Annotated in this window: 17 protein-coding genes; 11 read left to right on the top strand and 6 right to left on the bottom strand. The window is 64.0% G+C overall.

Annotated elements, in window-relative coordinates:
• The first annotated feature begins 8 nt into the window (after positions 1 to 8).
• The 3 genes from FXB40_RS03880 to FXB40_RS03870 all read left to right on the top strand — a co-directional run bounded on the left by FXB40_RS03880 (position 9) and on the right by FXB40_RS03870 (position 1,383).
• The gene (locus FXB40_RS03880; protein ID WP_148770878.1) at positions 9 to 476 is read left to right on the top strand and encodes a MarR family winged helix-turn-helix transcriptional regulator; all 468 of its coding nucleotides are present in this window, start codon (positions 9 to 11) and stop codon (positions 474 to 476) included.
• A gap of 95 nt (positions 477 to 571) precedes the next feature.
• Positions 572 to 940 carry a nuclear transport factor 2 family protein gene (locus FXB40_RS03875; protein ID WP_187436654.1) on the top strand — a complete coding sequence of 123 codons (369 nt, stop codon included), beginning with the start codon at positions 572 to 574 and terminating at the stop codon, positions 938 to 940.
• Positions 941 to 942: 2 nt separating this feature from the next.
• On the top strand, positions 943 to 1,383 hold the full coding sequence (locus tag FXB40_RS03870) for a hypothetical protein (protein WP_148770876.1): 441 nt from the start codon (positions 943 to 945) through the stop codon (positions 1,381 to 1,383).
• Here FXB40_RS03870 and FXB40_RS03865 read toward each other — a convergent pair.
• Complete coding sequence (locus tag FXB40_RS03865; protein WP_148770875.1) at positions 1,380 to 3,617, bottom strand: ATP-binding protein; 2,238 nt, start codon at positions 3,615 to 3,617, stop codon at positions 1,380 to 1,382. The genes FXB40_RS03870 and FXB40_RS03865 overlap by 4 nt on opposite strands.
• Positions 3,618 to 4,047: 430 nt before the next feature.
• Between FXB40_RS03865 and FXB40_RS03860 the strand changes: the two genes are divergently transcribed.
• A complete protein-coding gene (locus tag FXB40_RS03860; RefSeq protein WP_246207349.1) occupies positions 4,048 to 4,227 on the top strand; it encodes a hypothetical protein in 180 nt (59 codons plus the stop codon).
• An 18-nt stretch (positions 4,228 to 4,245) separates the two neighbouring features.
• On the opposite strand, the gene FXB40_RS03855 is transcribed toward FXB40_RS03860, so the two are convergent.
• The 3 genes from FXB40_RS03855 to FXB40_RS03845 are packed head-to-tail and all read right to left on the bottom strand — an operon-like array spanning position 4,246 to position 5,532.
• Positions 4,246 to 4,758 (bottom strand): SRPBCC family protein, encoded by a 513-nt coding sequence (locus tag FXB40_RS03855; protein ID WP_148770874.1) that lies wholly within the window; start codon positions 4,756 to 4,758, stop codon positions 4,246 to 4,248.
• On the bottom strand, positions 4,755 to 5,225 hold the full coding sequence (locus tag FXB40_RS03850) for an SRPBCC family protein (RefSeq protein ID WP_148770873.1): 471 nt from the start codon (positions 5,223 to 5,225) through the stop codon (positions 4,755 to 4,757). The genes FXB40_RS03855 and FXB40_RS03850 overlap by 4 nt, the downstream gene beginning before the upstream one ends.
• The gene (locus FXB40_RS03845; protein WP_148770872.1) at positions 5,218 to 5,532 is read right to left on the bottom strand and encodes an ArsR/SmtB family transcription factor; all 315 of its coding nucleotides are present in this window, start codon (positions 5,530 to 5,532) and stop codon (positions 5,218 to 5,220) included. The genes FXB40_RS03850 and FXB40_RS03845 overlap by 8 nt, the downstream gene beginning before the upstream one ends.
• Before the next feature lie 116 nt (positions 5,533 to 5,648).
• Here FXB40_RS03845 and FXB40_RS03840 point away from each other — a divergent pair, with 116 nt between their 5' ends.
• The 4 genes from FXB40_RS03840 (at position 5,649) to FXB40_RS03825 (ending at position 9,367) form a co-directional block, all read left to right on the top strand.
• Positions 5,649 to 7,094 (top strand): LVIVD repeat-containing protein, encoded by a 1,446-nt coding sequence (locus FXB40_RS03840; RefSeq protein WP_148770871.1) that lies wholly within the window; start codon positions 5,649 to 5,651, stop codon positions 7,092 to 7,094.
• 2 nt (positions 7,095 to 7,096) lie between these two features.
• Entirely contained in the window at positions 7,097 to 7,642 is a 546-nt protein-coding gene (locus FXB40_RS03835) for a hypothetical protein (RefSeq protein ID WP_148770870.1), read from the top strand.
• Positions 7,643 to 7,691: 49 nt separating this feature from the next.
• Positions 7,692 to 8,309, top strand: coding sequence for a LysE family translocator (locus FXB40_RS03830; protein ID WP_148770912.1), 618 nt, complete (start codon positions 7,692 to 7,694; stop codon positions 8,307 to 8,309).
• A gap of 74 nt (positions 8,310 to 8,383) precedes the next feature.
• Positions 8,384 to 9,367, top strand: coding sequence for a DUF3592 domain-containing protein (locus FXB40_RS03825; RefSeq protein WP_148770869.1), 984 nt, complete (start codon positions 8,384 to 8,386; stop codon positions 9,365 to 9,367).
• On the opposite strand, the gene FXB40_RS03820 is transcribed toward FXB40_RS03825, so the two are convergent.
• Positions 9,364 to 10,170 (bottom strand): N-formylglutamate amidohydrolase, encoded by an 807-nt coding sequence (locus FXB40_RS03820; protein ID WP_148770868.1) that lies wholly within the window; start codon positions 10,168 to 10,170, stop codon positions 9,364 to 9,366. The genes FXB40_RS03825 and FXB40_RS03820 overlap by 4 nt on opposite strands.
• A gap of 93 nt (positions 10,171 to 10,263) precedes the next feature.
• On the opposite strand from FXB40_RS03820, the gene FXB40_RS03815 reads away from it, so the two are divergent.
• A complete protein-coding gene (locus FXB40_RS03815; RefSeq protein ID WP_148770867.1) occupies positions 10,264 to 11,175 on the top strand; it encodes a transglutaminase family protein in 912 nt (303 codons plus the stop codon).
• A gap of 45 nt (positions 11,176 to 11,220) precedes the next feature.
• Positions 11,221 to 11,619: a gamma-glutamylcyclotransferase family protein gene (locus tag FXB40_RS03810; protein ID WP_148770866.1), complete on the top strand. Its 399-nt coding sequence runs from the start codon at positions 11,221 to 11,223 to the stop codon at positions 11,617 to 11,619.
• Here the strand turns inward: FXB40_RS03810 and FXB40_RS03805 are convergent.
• Complete coding sequence (locus FXB40_RS03805) at positions 11,616 to 12,179, bottom strand: chlorite dismutase family protein (protein ID WP_148770865.1); 564 nt, start codon at positions 12,177 to 12,179, stop codon at positions 11,616 to 11,618. The genes FXB40_RS03810 and FXB40_RS03805 overlap by 4 nt on opposite strands.
• A gap of 187 nt (positions 12,180 to 12,366) precedes the next feature.
• On the opposite strand from FXB40_RS03805, the gene dnaG reads away from it, so the two are divergent.
• Entirely contained in the window at positions 12,367 to 14,394 is a 2,028-nt protein-coding gene (gene dnaG, locus FXB40_RS03800; RefSeq protein WP_148770864.1) for a DNA primase, read from the top strand.
• The last annotated feature ends 249 nt before the right edge of the window (positions 14,395 to 14,643 follow it).

The raw sequence follows: 14,643 nt of genomic DNA, 5'->3' as shown, positions 1-14,643 counted from the left end.
TTCTGACGATGCCAAAGACGTCTCAAGCCGCGGGGCTTCACCGCGCCTCCCTTGCGAAGCTGCACGATCTCGATGCGGCGCTGGAGCTCATGTATTACGGCTGGCGCGGGATGACGCTCGAGGCCGACGACTATCTCGCCAAGCAGGGCCTGTCGCGCTCGCACCATCGCATCCTGTATGTGGTGGCGCGTCGGCCCGACATCGCCATCGGATCGCTGATCGAAATCCTCGGCATTTCCAAGCAGGCGCTGAACCGGCCGCTCAATCTGTTGCTGGAGCGCAAGCTCCTGACATCGCAGCGGTCGCCCGAGCAGCATCGCTCCAAGCTCTTGCGCCTGACCGCTGCGGGGCAACGCATCGAACAAACGGCGTCGGGCCACGAGCGCAAGGTCATGCGCGAGGCGTTCGATCGCGTCGGGACGCGCGGCGCGGCGGCGTGGATGGCCGTGATGGAGACGATCGCCGACAACAACTGACGAGTCTTAAAGTCAACATAGTTGACATGATGCGCAAGCTTTGCCACTTTCCCCGCAACGAGCCGGGGGAGGGCCGCGTCATGAGCGGACAGAATATGGGCGCGCAGACAATGGATCGCGCAGCCGCCGAACGCTTTGTCGCGGTGTGGTGCGCAAACTGGTGCAAGGTCGATATCGACGCCGTCGTCGCGCATTTTGCCGATGATGCGCAGATGCGCAGTCCTCTGGCGTTGTCGCTGACCGGTTCGCTTGTTGTCACGGGTGCCGAGAACATCCGGGCCTATTGGCGCGAGGCCTATGGTCACGTCGAAAGTGCGGACCTTAAGATCTTGAGCTGGAGCTGGGACCACGTGATCGCACGGCTGACGGTGTGGTGGCAGCTCGGCGACACTCGCGCCAGCGAATTCATGGATTTCGACGATGCGGGCCGCGTGGTGCGCAGCGAAGCCTTCTACGGAAAATGATCATGCACCTTTCGGATTTCGTCCTGCTGCTCAACGCGCTCTGGTTCGGCGGCGCCTTCATCCAGTTCAGCATCGCGCAAGCCAACACGCTGAAGATCCTCCTGCCGCGTGAAGAGCGCAGCAATCCCATCGCGCCGACCTTGGCGGCCAGCGTGGCCTTCCTCGGCGGGATCAATCTGCCGATCGGCCTTCTCTCGCTCTATCTGTTGGCCGCGCGTCCGTCGTTCTTCCAGCCGATCGAGGCGCAGCTTGCGCTGTTCCTGTTCTTCGCCGCGTGCCACTTCAGCCAGTTCGCCTATAACCTTCCGGTCTTGATGCGCGGCGGGCGCGTCGGCGTAGCTTACTGGCCCGTGCTGAAAGGTCCGATGCTCCGGATCTTCGTCATCGATGCCGCGCTGTTCGCGGCCAATCTCGGCGTGGCGCTGCTGCTGGTGTCTCGCTAGCGCGGCGGCGCCGATAACGCCGATAACGCCGATCGCAGCATCGCGGCAAGATCCTGCCGCTTGAACGGTTTGGTCAGGATCCTGGCGTCGACCCCGTCGGGCGTCTTGACGGGATTCTGGCTGTAGCCGGAGGTGAAGAGCACTTTGAGATCGGGCCGTAACGCAGTTGCTTGCCTTGCAAGCTCCGGCCCGAACATGCCGCCGGGCATCACGACGTCGGTGAACAACAGGTGGATGTCGCCCGGCTGGCGCAGCACCTCCAGCGCCGCGGGCCCGTTCGAGGTCGCGATGACGTGGTAGCCGAGCGTCCGCAGTTCGCTCTCGACATAGGCCCGCACCATGTCGTCGTCCTCGACGACGAGAACGGTCTCGCTTCCGTCGGGGGCGATGATCTGTTCCGCCGGAGCCGTCTCCTCATTCAGCGTCGCCGCGATGCGCGGGAAGAACAGCCTGACGACGCTGCCTTGCCCCGGTTCGGACTGCAATTGCACGAGACCGCCGGACTGTTGCGCAAACCCGTAGACCATGCTCAGGCCGAGCCCGGTGCCCTTGCCGACCTCCTTGGTGGTGAAGAACGGCTCGAACGCGCGGTTGGCCACATCGGCTGCCATGCCGCAGCCGCTATCGGTCACGGCCACCATGACGTAGTCGCCGGGGCGCGGTTCGCCGTTGACGTCGAGGTCGGATTGACCGAGCGAGTTGTTACGCACCTCGACCATCAGTCTGCCGCCGTCAGGCATCGCGTCGCGGGCGTTGAGCACGAGATTGAGCAGGGCGGTTGCCAGTTGGCCGGGATCGACACTGGTCAGCCACAAATCGGTTCCAAACGCGAAGCTGCATTCGATGTGCTCGCCGAGCGACCGGCGCAACAGCTGCTCCATGCCGACGACCTTCTCGCCAATGTCGATCTCTCTGGGCCGGAGCGGCTGCTTGCGCGCGAAGGCGAGCAGGCTGCGTGTCAGGTCGGAGCCGCGCTCGGCGGCGGTTGCGATATCGCTGGCGATCCGCTGCAATTCCTTGTTGCCTGCCAGCCTGTCGGCGAGATGCTCGGAGTTGCCGAGAATGACGGTCAGGAGATTGTTGAAATCGTGCGCCACGCCGCCGGTGAGCTGGCCCATGGCTTCCATCTTCTGGGACTGGCTGAGCTTGTGGCTGAGGTCGGCGATGGCGGCGCGCTGCTGCTCCAGCGACTCGGCGGTGCCGTTGAGCAGGGCCATCAATCCGCCGAGCTCGCCGCTCGGATGCGGCGGTGGAATGCGCGCGCTGAGATCGCCAAGCCCGAGCCGCTTTGCCATTGCGGCAAGCCGTCCGATCTGGCGCCCGACGCTGACGGTCGCGAGGATCCAGATGCCGGCCAGCAGCAGCAGCGAGGCCACCGCGAGGATCGCCATGTCCTCGTAGAGCCGGCGGTTCGCCTCCGCGACCAGCCCGTCCTTGGAGCGTCCGACCATGATGGTGAGGCCGGCCTTGCGGATCGACGGCGAGCGGGCGACAGCCCAGACCTGTGTGCGGCCCTGGCGATCGGTGACCTCTCGCGACGCTTCGCCATCCGGCGTTGCCGCAAAGCGGAAGAGGTCGGACCCCGCGATCGACGCGCCGACGGGCTCACTCCAGCCGCTGCCCTTGGGGGCGACAAGGACAGTCCCTTTGCTGTCGACGAACAGGATCTCCTTCTCGGCGAGCAGACGCTTATCGTGAAATTCCGCGAATTTGTTCAGGTTGAACGAAGCGAGCAGCACGAATTTCAGCACGCCCGCATCCGAGCGGACCGGATAGGCGATCTGAAGCACCGATATTCCGGTCAGGCGACCGAACACCGGCTCCACCGCGACGACACCCTGCGAGACCTTCGCCTGCTTGAAATAGGCACGATCATTCAGATCGAGCGCGCGGTTGGTCCGGAGCGAGTCGCAGAACAGGCTGCCGTCGGGGTCGATGGTCAGGATGCCCGTGAACTGCGGATATTCTTCGCGCACATCCGACAGGAACGCCGAGCATGCCGCCTTGTCGCGCGTGTCGACGTCGCGGGCGCGGGCGAGGCCGTAGTGAAGCTGGGCGGTGCCCTGAATCTTCTCGTTCAGATCGCTCGCGATGTCGTCGGCGGATGCGGCCAGATTGGCCAGGGCCGCGTTGATCTCGCTGGTGCGGTTTTGCACGAAGCGCAAGCCAACGAGGCTCGCCGGCACCAGCATGGCCGCGATGACGAGGATCAGTAACCGGGTACGCAGGCTCATCGGTGGGGGCGGGTCCGCTCTTCGCGCGTGTTTGCTTGGAGGTACAATTTGCGGCACGATCGTCTGCGCAGTCCATAGGTATCGGCTGGAAAATCGCGCCGATGGCCAAGATTTCGCTGCGCGTGCATTGCGGCGTCGCCACAATCGTCCCGCCGTCCCTGCTCGGCCTGCACGCTTCGTCGACAGCGGCATTCGGCGCTTCAAAAGTCCGGCGGGGGCGAGAAAACGATAGCTAATTGCCGTGATTGCGCGCACGGTGCGCCAATGTCGGAAAGAACAGTCGTCTCTGCGCATACGCGGCGCCACGACTATACGCGGGCGATGTGATGCCGCTCATTCCCCGCATCCGCGGAGCCTGCTCATCACGACGGATACCTGAAAGATTCCATTGCGCTTCGATATGAGATCGAACGCCAACCGAAAGCACCTGATGCAAATTCTCTCCCCACGGCACGTCAAGACAGAAGAAGCGCTGCGGCTCGGCGTGGAGTCGGGCTGGTATGCGACCAAGGTCAGCGGGACCTTCGTCTCTGGCCCGCACGACTCGGAAGGGGATTGTCGTCGCAAGATCGACGAGATTCATCCGCCGGTGGTGAAGAAGAAGCAATAAGGCCGCAGATTCTGGCCGCTACGGCGTCTTGATCCCCATCGCCTTCAACGCCGCCAGCATCCGCGCTGGCGGTGACATCTTGATCTGCGGCGCCTTCCCTGTTTCCAGCAAACTCTTCAGCCCTGACAGAATCGCGGGCCAGCCGGTGCGGCCGCCGGAGAGGATGTCGTCGCTGAGCTCGCGGTCGTGGCGTTCGCTCATGGTGAGGCGGACGGCTTCACCGGCTGGCTCGATCTCGTAGGTGACGAGCGTGGTGCCGAGCTTGGCGACGAGGTCGGGCCAGTTGACGTTCCACGTCACCGTGAGCTTCCTCGGCGGATCGTACTCGAACACTTCGCCCGAGATGTGCTCCGAACCGTCGGGCGCGCGCACGATGAAGCTGCCGCCGAGCTTCGGCTGCATCTCCACCGCAAAGCCGGAAAAATACTTTCGGCTGAACTCGGCCGAGGTTAGCGCCTCCCACGCCTTCTCCGGCGTGGAGGCAATGTAGATGGTGTAGACCGTCAGCGGTTTGAATTGGTCGAGATTCATTTTGCGTCGAACCCCTTGTTGAGCGCCGCGCGCGGAATGCCGAGCAGCTTGCCGGTCTCCAGCAGGCTCTTGAGCTGGGACAGGATCGCCGGCCAGCCATTGGAGACGGCGCCGAGATATTTGCCGCCCTCGACGAAGCCGTCATGCAACACAGTCAAACGCACGAGCGAGCCAAAGGGTTCGATGGTGAAGACGACGCGCGAGATCGGCTCACCGCGCAGCTCTTCATATTTGTGGTGCTTGAAACTGTAGGACAGGCGCCGCGGCGGATCGGCCTCGAGGATTTCGCCGGAATCGGTGACCTCGCCGTCGAGCGTGAGCGCAAAGGGCGAGCCGACCGTCCAGTCGGAGTGAACTTCGGCGCCGAACCAGTATTGCCGCGTGAACGCGCTCGACGTCAGCGCCTCCCACAGCTTTTCCGGCGTGGTCTCGATGTAGGTGACATAGACGAATTGCGGCTTACTCATCACGCTTCTCCAACTGGCGTTTCAACTCGCTGAGTGCGGCGAGCTTGCCGCGCTCGAATTTCCTGATCCAGCGTTCGCCGATCTGGTGGATCGGCACAGGGTTGAGATAGTGCAGCTTCTCGCGGCCATGCCTGATGGTCGTGACCAGATGGGCCTCTTCCAGGATGACCAGGTGTTTTGTCACCGCCTGGCGCGTCATCTCCAGGCCTTCGGAAAGCTCGTTCAAGGTCTGGCCGTTCCTGGCGTGAAGCCTGTCCAGCAGCGACCGTCGCGACGCATCGGCGAGCGCTTTGAAGACCTCATCCATGGTGGCGATAATAGGCAACCAAAAGGTTGCATGTCAAGATGATGTCTTTGGCGCCTGCAAACGGCTGTGCTAGCCTTGAATCTCAGCCAACGCAGATTGGTTCCGGGAGGACTTTGATGTTCCGTTGCGTCCTGACTGCTGCCGCCCTCGTCCTTTTCGCCGGCAGCACTTTTGTTCATGCCCAGAAGCAGACCATCGGGGCGCCGCCCGAGGCGTCCAACATGAAGCTGGTGGGCACCAACGACTTGCAGGCGCGCAGCGCCTATCAGCCGACCATCCATCGCCAGGGCGACCGCTGGATCGCCTATATCGGACACCACGGCGGCACCGACGACGTGCCAGCGCCCGTCAATCCGATGACGGGCCAGGCGGAGCCGAACGGCACCTCGATCGTCGATGTCACCGATCCCGCGCATCCCAAATATCTGAGGCATCTGCCGGGACAGGAAGGCAAGTATGAATCCGGTGGCGCGCAGATGGTGCGCGTGTGCGACGGCAAGAGCTTGCCGAAAGGCGATCCCAGCGCGGTCTATATGCTGCGCACCTTTGGCAGCGAGGCGCATGAGATCTGGAACGTTGCCGATCCCGCCAACCCCGCGCTGATCACGCGCCTCAGTGGCTTGAAGGACACGCACAAGAGCTGGTGGGAATGCGACACCGGCATTGCCTATCTCGTCTCGGGCGCGCCGGATTGGCGCACACGGCGCATGACTCAGATCTATGATCTCTCCGATCCCGCCCATCCGCAGAAAATCCGCGACTTCGGCCTGCCCGGCCAGGAGCCCGGATCGACCGGTGCGGTGCCGACCGAGTTGCACGGGCCGATCTCGACCGGGCCTAATGGCAACCGGGTCTATTTCGGTTACGGCACCAACAAGGGCGGCATTTTGCAGATCGTTGATCGCGACAAGCTTCTGAACGGACCTAAGGAGCCGACGCCGGACAATCTGCGCCTTCCCGAGATCTCGCGAATGCCGATGTCGGCGTTCAACGGCGCGCACACCACGTTTCCGATGCTCGACATGCCGGTTGCGGAATTCGCCGAGGACAAGGACGGCAAGACCCGCGACATTGTCATGATCGTCGACGAGGCGATCTTGAACGAATGCGGCGAGGCGCGGCAGATGGTGTGGTTCGCCGACGTCACCACCGAAACGCGGCCGATGATGATCTCGAGCTACACCGTGCCGGAGGCGAGCGGGCAATTCTGCCAGCGCGGCGGCCGCTTCGGCTCGCATTCTGCGAACGAGAGCATGGCGCCGGTCTATTACAAGAAGATGGCCTTCATCGCTTTCTTCAATGCCGGCGTGCGCGCGCTCGACATCCGCGATCCCTATCATCCCAGGGAAGTCGGCTATTTCATTCCGGCGATCACGCAGGCGACCGACAAGCGCTGCATTCCGGTCGAAGGCGGTGAGCGCTGCAAGGTCGCGATCCAGACCAACAATGTCGAGACCGACGACCGCGGCTACATCTACATCGTCGACCGCGCCAACACCGGCCTGCACATTCTCGAACTGACCGGGCCGGCACGCGCCGTCGCCGGCCTGCCGAAGAACTGACGATGCGGTCGGCGGCGACGATCGCGTTTGCCCTTGCCGCGCTCGGCATGTCCGCCGTCGGGGCCTATCAGCTCGGGCCGTCGCCCACGCCGACATCGGCGCATTGGCGCGAGTTCGCCTGGCCGTTCCCGCGCGACGGCTGGCCTGCGGGCCGCGCGTTTCGCTGCGAGGGAGGCGCCTGCGACGGCGCAGAGCTCTATGTCCGCGCCAAGCGCGGCTTCTGCAATTGCGACAGCGGCGTCGCTGATGACGACGAGGTCGATCGTGTCGCCGATATCGATCTGATCACCCCACGCTTTACGGCGACCACGCCGGGCGAGGTCGTGCATGTCGGCGAGATGCACGGTCGTGCGCGGCGCTATGATCTCGCGATATATGACGGTGCGAGCCATGCCGCGGTCGGAATTGCCGTCTCACGGCGCTGCGATCTTTTCGTCGCGGCGGCGCAGGGGCGGGGCGACGCCAGCGCGATGCAGCATGCGGCGCTCGCATTCCTGGAGACGCAGGAGATGAAAGCGTGGATGACAGCGGCGCTGGACGGGAAGTAAGTGCCATGCATTAATACAAGCAAACGCCCCAAGCCGAGTCCTCCCCATGATGTCCATGCAAGCCTATCTCGCCTTCGTCGCTGCCTGCATTGCGCTCGCGCTGCTGCCGGGCCCGATCGTCACCCTCGTCATCGCCAACGGCCTGCGCCACGGCACGCGCGCGGCGCTGACCAACATTCTCGGTGTGCAGGTCGGGCTGCTGATCGTGATTGGCATCCTTGCGGTGGGCCTCACCACGCTCATGGCGACGATGGGCTATTGGTTCAACTGGGTGCGCTTTGCGGGCGCGGCCTATCTGGTCTGGCTCGGCTTCAAGCTGATCCGCTCTCCGGTTGAAGGCGTCGACACCGACGCGCCGCCGCCGCCCCCTCGCGGCGGCTTCCTTTTGCAGGGCTTTGTCGTGGCGTTGTCGAATCCGAAGCTGCTGGTGTTCTTCGGCGCGTTCATTCCGCAGTTTATGGACATGAGCAAGGATCACCTGTCGCAGGTCCTGGTGCTCGGAATCACCTTCATGGTGCTTGCCGGCTTGACGGACGGAATCTACGCGCTGCTTGCCGGTCAGGTCCGCGGCTTTTTCTCGGCGCGCCGCACCCGCATGGTGTCGCGCGTGTCCGGCGGCTTCATGATCGGCGGCGGCATCTGGCTGGCGCTGATCCGGGCCAAATGAGCCGATAACCCGGTTGAACCTTCGTCCGTGGCGATGCGTCCAAGGAAGCATTGCCGCTGACGAAGGATTTTGCCGTGCCGAATTTGCCTCCGCTGGTTTACGCGATGCTGCTTGCGCCGCTGGCGCTGGTCCTGATTGCCGCCATCGTGAAGACCTGGCAGGCGCGCGAGGCGCGGTGCTGGCCGCAGGCATCAGGCAAGGTCGTCACATCAGTCGCCGAGGTGCGCGAGGTCAGGGTGTCCGACGACGAGCGCGAGGACGGCTACCGCATGGAGAGCCGCAACTTCGCTAACGTCGCTTACGAATATTCGGTGAGCGGCCGGAAGCTGAGTTGTAACCGCATCTCGATCGGCGAGGATCTCGGCAATTTCCAGGTCGCCGAGCAGCTCGCGAAATACCCGGCCGGCAGCATCGTCACGGTCTACTACAATCCGCGCCATCCCGATCAGGCGGTGCTGGAGCGCGACCTCCCGAAGGGCCTTTGGGGCTGTCTTGGCATCGGCTCGGCGATCGTGGTCGCCATCATCTTCGGCTCGGCGTTCGGCCTCAACCAGAGCTACAACTGGCTCGCGCATCATGTCGGCCGGCCCGATCTTGCCGGCATGGTCGTCGGCTTCGGCGCGTTCGGCCTGGTCATTGCGCTGATGGGCTGGGCGGTGCGGCGGCAGGCCTCGATGGCGACGCGTTGGCCGGTGGTGCCGGGCACCATCAAGCTATCGGAGATGGAGGAATATCACGAGGCGAGCGAGCCGGGCGAAAGCCGTGGCGTCGAGATGTTCGGCAAGCGCGTGACCTATACCTACAGCTACCAGAATGTCCGCTACATCAATGAATGCGCGCGGGTTGCGGCAGGCACGCCACAGGCCTCCACCAAGATGCTGGAGAAGCTGATGTCGCGCTATCAGGACGGCGCGACCGTGGAGGTCCACGTCAATCCCGACAACCCTGCCGAGGCTACGCTGGATGCTCGCGGCGAAGGCCGCATCGCTTATGTGCTGTGGGGTATCGCCGCGGTTTTTGCCGCGCTCGCGCTGTTCGTCGCGACGCGCGGCGGCTAGCCGGCCAACAGCTCCGGCTTCAACTCCATTTCGATCTCCGCAAAGATCCTGGCCAGCCGCTCCGCCCATTGCCGCTGGCCGGATTGATCCGCAATCAGATCCTGGCGGATCTCGATGCCAGTGTTGACGAGGCCGCGGGCCTCGCCGTGGACGGGGATGGTGTAGTCGCTGAGATCGCTCACCGCATAGGGCTCGTTGTCGCCGACGACGAGATCGCCCTCGGCGCGCAGATGTTTCAGCAGCAGCTGTGAGAGCACCCTGTCGCGATTGTAGAGCGCGCCGATGTGCCAGGGCCGCGCGACGCCGGCATAAACAGGCGTAAAACTGTGCAGCGACACCAGCACCGTCGGCCGCTTGGCGTGTATCCGGCTGTCGATCGCCGCGTCGATGCGGTGATGATAGGGCTCAAAGATTTCGCGCCGCCGTGCCGCGCGTTCGCTGTCCGAAATGCCCTCGTTGCGCGGGATCGCCGTTGCCTCGGAAATGACAGGGATCGAGCTCGCCACGCCCGGTGCGCGGTTGCAGTCGATCACGAGCCGTGAATATCGCTGTGCGATCAGATGCGCATCCAGCATCTCCGCCATCCGCTCGGCGACGCCGGCGATGCCGATGTCCCAGGCGATGTGCCTGACAAGCTCGCTTTCCGAGACGCCGAGATCGCCGAGCGCGCGCGGCAGAATGCGGCCGTAATGGTCCGATGTGAGCAGGAAGGGCGATGTGCCTGCCGCATTCACCTCATGCACTGGCGGAATATCACCTTGTCCCAGGAGTTGATCCGTCGCCTCGGCTGTGTTGAAAGCCATCCTGATTGCCTATGGAAAAAGCAGTCGCCCCCGGAAATTGGGCAAAGAATCATTCACAATGGGTCTGCCCAAAATCACCATGATCTCCCGACGATGCCGCTGCTGACGATTCATCACAAGACCGAATATCGCTACAACCGTCCCGTGGCGTTCGGTGAGCACAGATTCATGCTGCGTCCAAGCGACGGCCATGATCTGCGGGTGCTCGACTCCAGGCTCAAGATTTCGCCGGAGCCGATGTCGTTGCGCTGGATCCACGACGTGTTCGGCAATTCGGTCGCAATCGCCGATTTCGACGCGCGCGCGGATAGGCTGACCTTCGACTGGCACGTCACCGTCGAGCACAACCCGGTGGAAGAATTCGCGCTGACGCCGGACGATCCCGCCTACTTCTATCCCTTCGTCTATCACGACGCGGAATTGCCCGATCTGGTCCAGTACATCACGCCGCAATATCCCGATCCCGACGGCAAGATCGCGGAATGGGCGCGCAGCTTTCTCGACGAGGACGCGCCGTCGCCGACCTTCACGATCCTGTGCCGCATCACGCACGCCATCCGCAAGCAGTTCAAATACCGCAGGCGTCATGAGCCCGGCACGCAAGCCCCGTTCGATACGTTGCAATGGGGCACCGGCACCTGCCGCGACTATGCGCTGTTCATGATCGAGGCGCTGCGCCGGCTCGGCATCGCCGCGCGCTTCGTCTCCGGCTATATCTTCGTGCCCGAAGACATCGCGCAGCACCACGTCGGCGGCGGCGCGACCCATGCCTGGGTGCAGGTCTATCTGCCGAGCGCGGGTTGGATCGAGTTCGATCCGACCAACGGCATCGTCGGCACCCGCGACCTCATCCGCGTTGCGGTCGCCCGCGATCCGCGCCAGGCCATCCCGTTGCACGGCATCTATGTCGGCACCCAGGATGCCTTCGACGTCATGGACGTCAGCATCAGGGTGGTCTCGGACGAGCAGCGCAGCGGCGAGGAGCTGGAAGCGGAGGTCTTGTGAATCTGCCGCGATTTGCACGCTGCTGATTGACGGCTATAGAAGGCCATGACCTCCGATCGTCTCTTCGTCTACGGCACCCTGATGCGCGGCTTCGACCATCCAATGGCGCGGCTGCTGGCGCAGCATGCGGATTTCCTCGGTGAAGCGACATGCCGCGGCCGGCTCGTGCTGGTGAAGCATTATCCGGGATTGCTGCTGTCCGACGCCTTATCCGACGTGGCGCACGGTGAGCTCTTCCACTTGCGTGCAGGCGACGAACTCCTGCGCGAGCTCGACATGTATGAGGCCTGTGGCGAGGGCTTTCCGGAGCCGACGGAATATCTGCGCCAGCTGATCGACGTGACCGGCGCGGATGGCACGACCGCGCCGGCCTGGACCTACATCTACAATTGGCCGGTCACCGATCTGCCGCACATCGAGTCCGGCCGCTTCCTCGAGCACTAAGCCGACAGCACTTCCTTCACCACGCGCACGTCGACCTCGCGCTCGACATAGGTCCACTCTTCGGTCTGTCTGAGCATGCCGACCAGCTCCTCGAACAGCGAGGCGTCTGCGGGTGCGAACTCGAACCAGGTCAGGAAATCGAAGGGCTCGCCGAGGTCGCGGCAGTGATAGAGCTGGCGCGCGATCGCGGGCAGAAAACGAAGACTGCTCGCGATATGGTGCGACTTGTCTTCAAAGATCCTGCGGCGCTCTTCCTGTGTCAGCTCCCACCAGGCGGCCGACTTGCGGATCGGGATCAGCGCGGCGCTGGTTGCCTCCAGCCTGCCGAGGCCGGCCTGCACGCTCACGAGCTGCTGTTTCTCGGTGCGCTCGGTGTAGCGCAAGCTGCTGGGCACGCCGACCAGGCGCCACGCATTGCGCGAGGGCACCAGCGGCAACGAGACGGCGTCGCTGTCGTTGACCGACAGCGCCGGCACGAAGGGCAGGGGCTCGCCCGTCACTGATGACAGCGAGGTCACACGCCAGCCCCCGCTCTGGCCACCCCGAAAGGTCCTGAACATGGCCTATCGAAGCGTGGAACCGGGCGGGGTTCAAGGCCCCTTTCAATCCGGGCTGGCGCTCCGCGCCCGAAAGGGGCTGTGAACAGCGCGTATAATCCTGACAAACCTGACTTTTAGCCAGCCCGCACCTATATCCCTGATCTTTCGCCCGACTCACCCTGGTTCGCGCTACACACAGCCAATGGCCATGCGCTTCACGCCCCAATTCCTTGACGAGCTGCGTGCCCGGCTTTCGGTCTCCGAAGTCGTGGGCAAGCGCGTCAAGCTGAAGAAGGCGGGGCGGGAGTGGAAGGGGCTGTCGCCGTTCCAGCAGGAGAAGACGCCGTCCTTCTACGTCAACGACCAGAAGGGCTTTTACCACGACTTCTCCTCCGGCAAGCACGGCGACATCATCAACTTCGTGATGGAGACCGACGGCCTGCCGTTTGCAGAAGCGGTCGAGCGGCTCGCCAGCATGGCCGGCCTGCCGTTGCCAGCGGTGACGCCGGATGCGGCGCGACACGAGCAGCGCCGGCGCACGCTGCATGATGTGATGGAGCTTGCGGCCACATTTTTCTCCGAGACACTGGCCTCGCGCGTCGGTGCAAAAGCGCGGGGCTATCTTGCCGACCGCGCGATCTCGCCGGCAACGCAATTGCAGTTTCGGCTGGGCTACGCGCCGCCGCCACCGGAGCGGTTTGCGCTGAAGGAGCATCTCGGCAAGCTCGGCGTCTCCGTCGAGGACATGGTCGAGACCGGGCTTCTGGTGGCCGGCGACGATATCCCCGTGCCCTACGACCGTTTCCGCGATCGCGTGATGTTTCCGATCACGGATGTGCGCGGGCGCGTCATTGCCTTCGGCGGACGCGCGCTGGAAAAGGATGTTCCGGCCAAATATCTGAACTCGCCGGAGACGCCGCTCTTCCACAAGGGCGACAATCTCTACAATCACCAGACCGCGCGCAAAGCCACCCATGACGGGGCATCGCTGATCGTGGTCGAAGGCTATGTCGACGTCATCGCCATGGTTACTGCGGGTTTCGCCGGCGCCGTCGCGCCGCTCGGCACTGCGTTGACCGAAAACCAGCTCGCGCTGCTCTGGAAGATGGCGGACGAGCCGATCCTCTGCTTCGACGGCGACCGCGCCGGACAGAAGGCTGCGTATCGCGCTGCCGACCTCGCGCTGCCCTTTCTCGCGCCAGGCAAGAGCCTGCGCTTTGCGCTACTGCCGGAAGGGCAGGATCCCGACGATCTCGCGCGCTCCGGCGGCCGTGGCGCGATCGAGGAGGTGATCGCGGCGGCACGTCCGCTCGCCGACATGATCTGGTCGCGTGAGCTCGAAGGCGGCAATTTTGCAACCCCCGAGCGCCGCGCCGCGCTGGAAGCGCGCATCAAGGAATTGTCCAACGGCATCCGCGACGAGGTGGTGCGGCGTTATTACCGCGACGAGTTCGTCGAGCGGCTGCAGCGCACCTTCTCGCCCGATGGCGGGCGCGGCGGCTTTGCCGGCCGGGGCAATTTCCGCCAGGGCGGCGGTCGCCCGTTCCAGCCCCGCGGCGGGGGGCAGGCGAATCGATTCGGTGGCCAGGGATTCGGGCAAGGGTTTGGTGGAGGCCGCCGCGGCCCGCCCGGTCCGGCTCCGCTGCCCTCCGGCCCCTACCAGGCGGCCAGTCCCCAGCTCGCGGCGAGCCCGATCATGCGGGGCCAGCGCAGCGCCATCTCCCGCCGGGAGGCCCTGATCCTGCAAAGCCTGATGAACCACCCCTGGCTGCTGCATGAGTACCTTGAAGAGGTGATGGCGCTGGAATTCGCCCACCCTGAGGCCCACAAGCTCAGGGCCGGCATCATCGCCGCTTTCGCCAACGATCATCACCACTCACCGGACCCCGGAGAGCTGGCCGAAAAGATGCGGGCCGATATCGAAAAGGGCGGATTTTCGCAGCTTCTTCAAAGAGTTGAGGGCGGCATCACCACCGCGGCAGTGTGGGGCGCCCGCGAGGGCGCGGCGCGGGACGACGTTCTTGCCACGTGGCACCAGCTCGTTGTCTTGCATCGGCAATACCATTCACTACTTAGAGAGTTGAAGGACGCCGAGCTGGCCTTGGGGGAGGACCCCAGCGAGGCCAATTTGGCGTGGCTGCGTGATGTGAAGGCTCGGTTGGCCGAGGTCGACGGCACCGAGGCCCTGATCGAGGGTTTTGGCGAGCTGTCGGGCCGGTTCCAGAAGAGCGTGTGATGAAAGAATCATGCGGACGGCTAGGGCCGGAACCGCTAAAAGACTCGCCAAATCCAAGGTTTGGCGGCAAAAACAGGGTTAATCGAGGCTTAACGGTCTTGTAGCACTTTGGCCCCCAGGCGGCCGCAGGCAGAACAGACGCGTCAGGAATGAATCCGCGCAATAGCTGTTGGCACTTCACCTGCATCCGCTGCGACAAAGAGGCTCACGAAGCGTTAGGCAAATCCGGCGAGAGAAGGGTCGGGGTGG

This window comes from Bradyrhizobium rifense, from assembly GCF_008123425.1.
GTDB lineage: Bacteria > Pseudomonadota > Alphaproteobacteria > Rhizobiales > Xanthobacteraceae > Bradyrhizobium > Bradyrhizobium rifense.
Note: the sequence above shows the minus strand (reverse complement) of the source record. Positions and strands in the feature narration are given on the sequence as shown.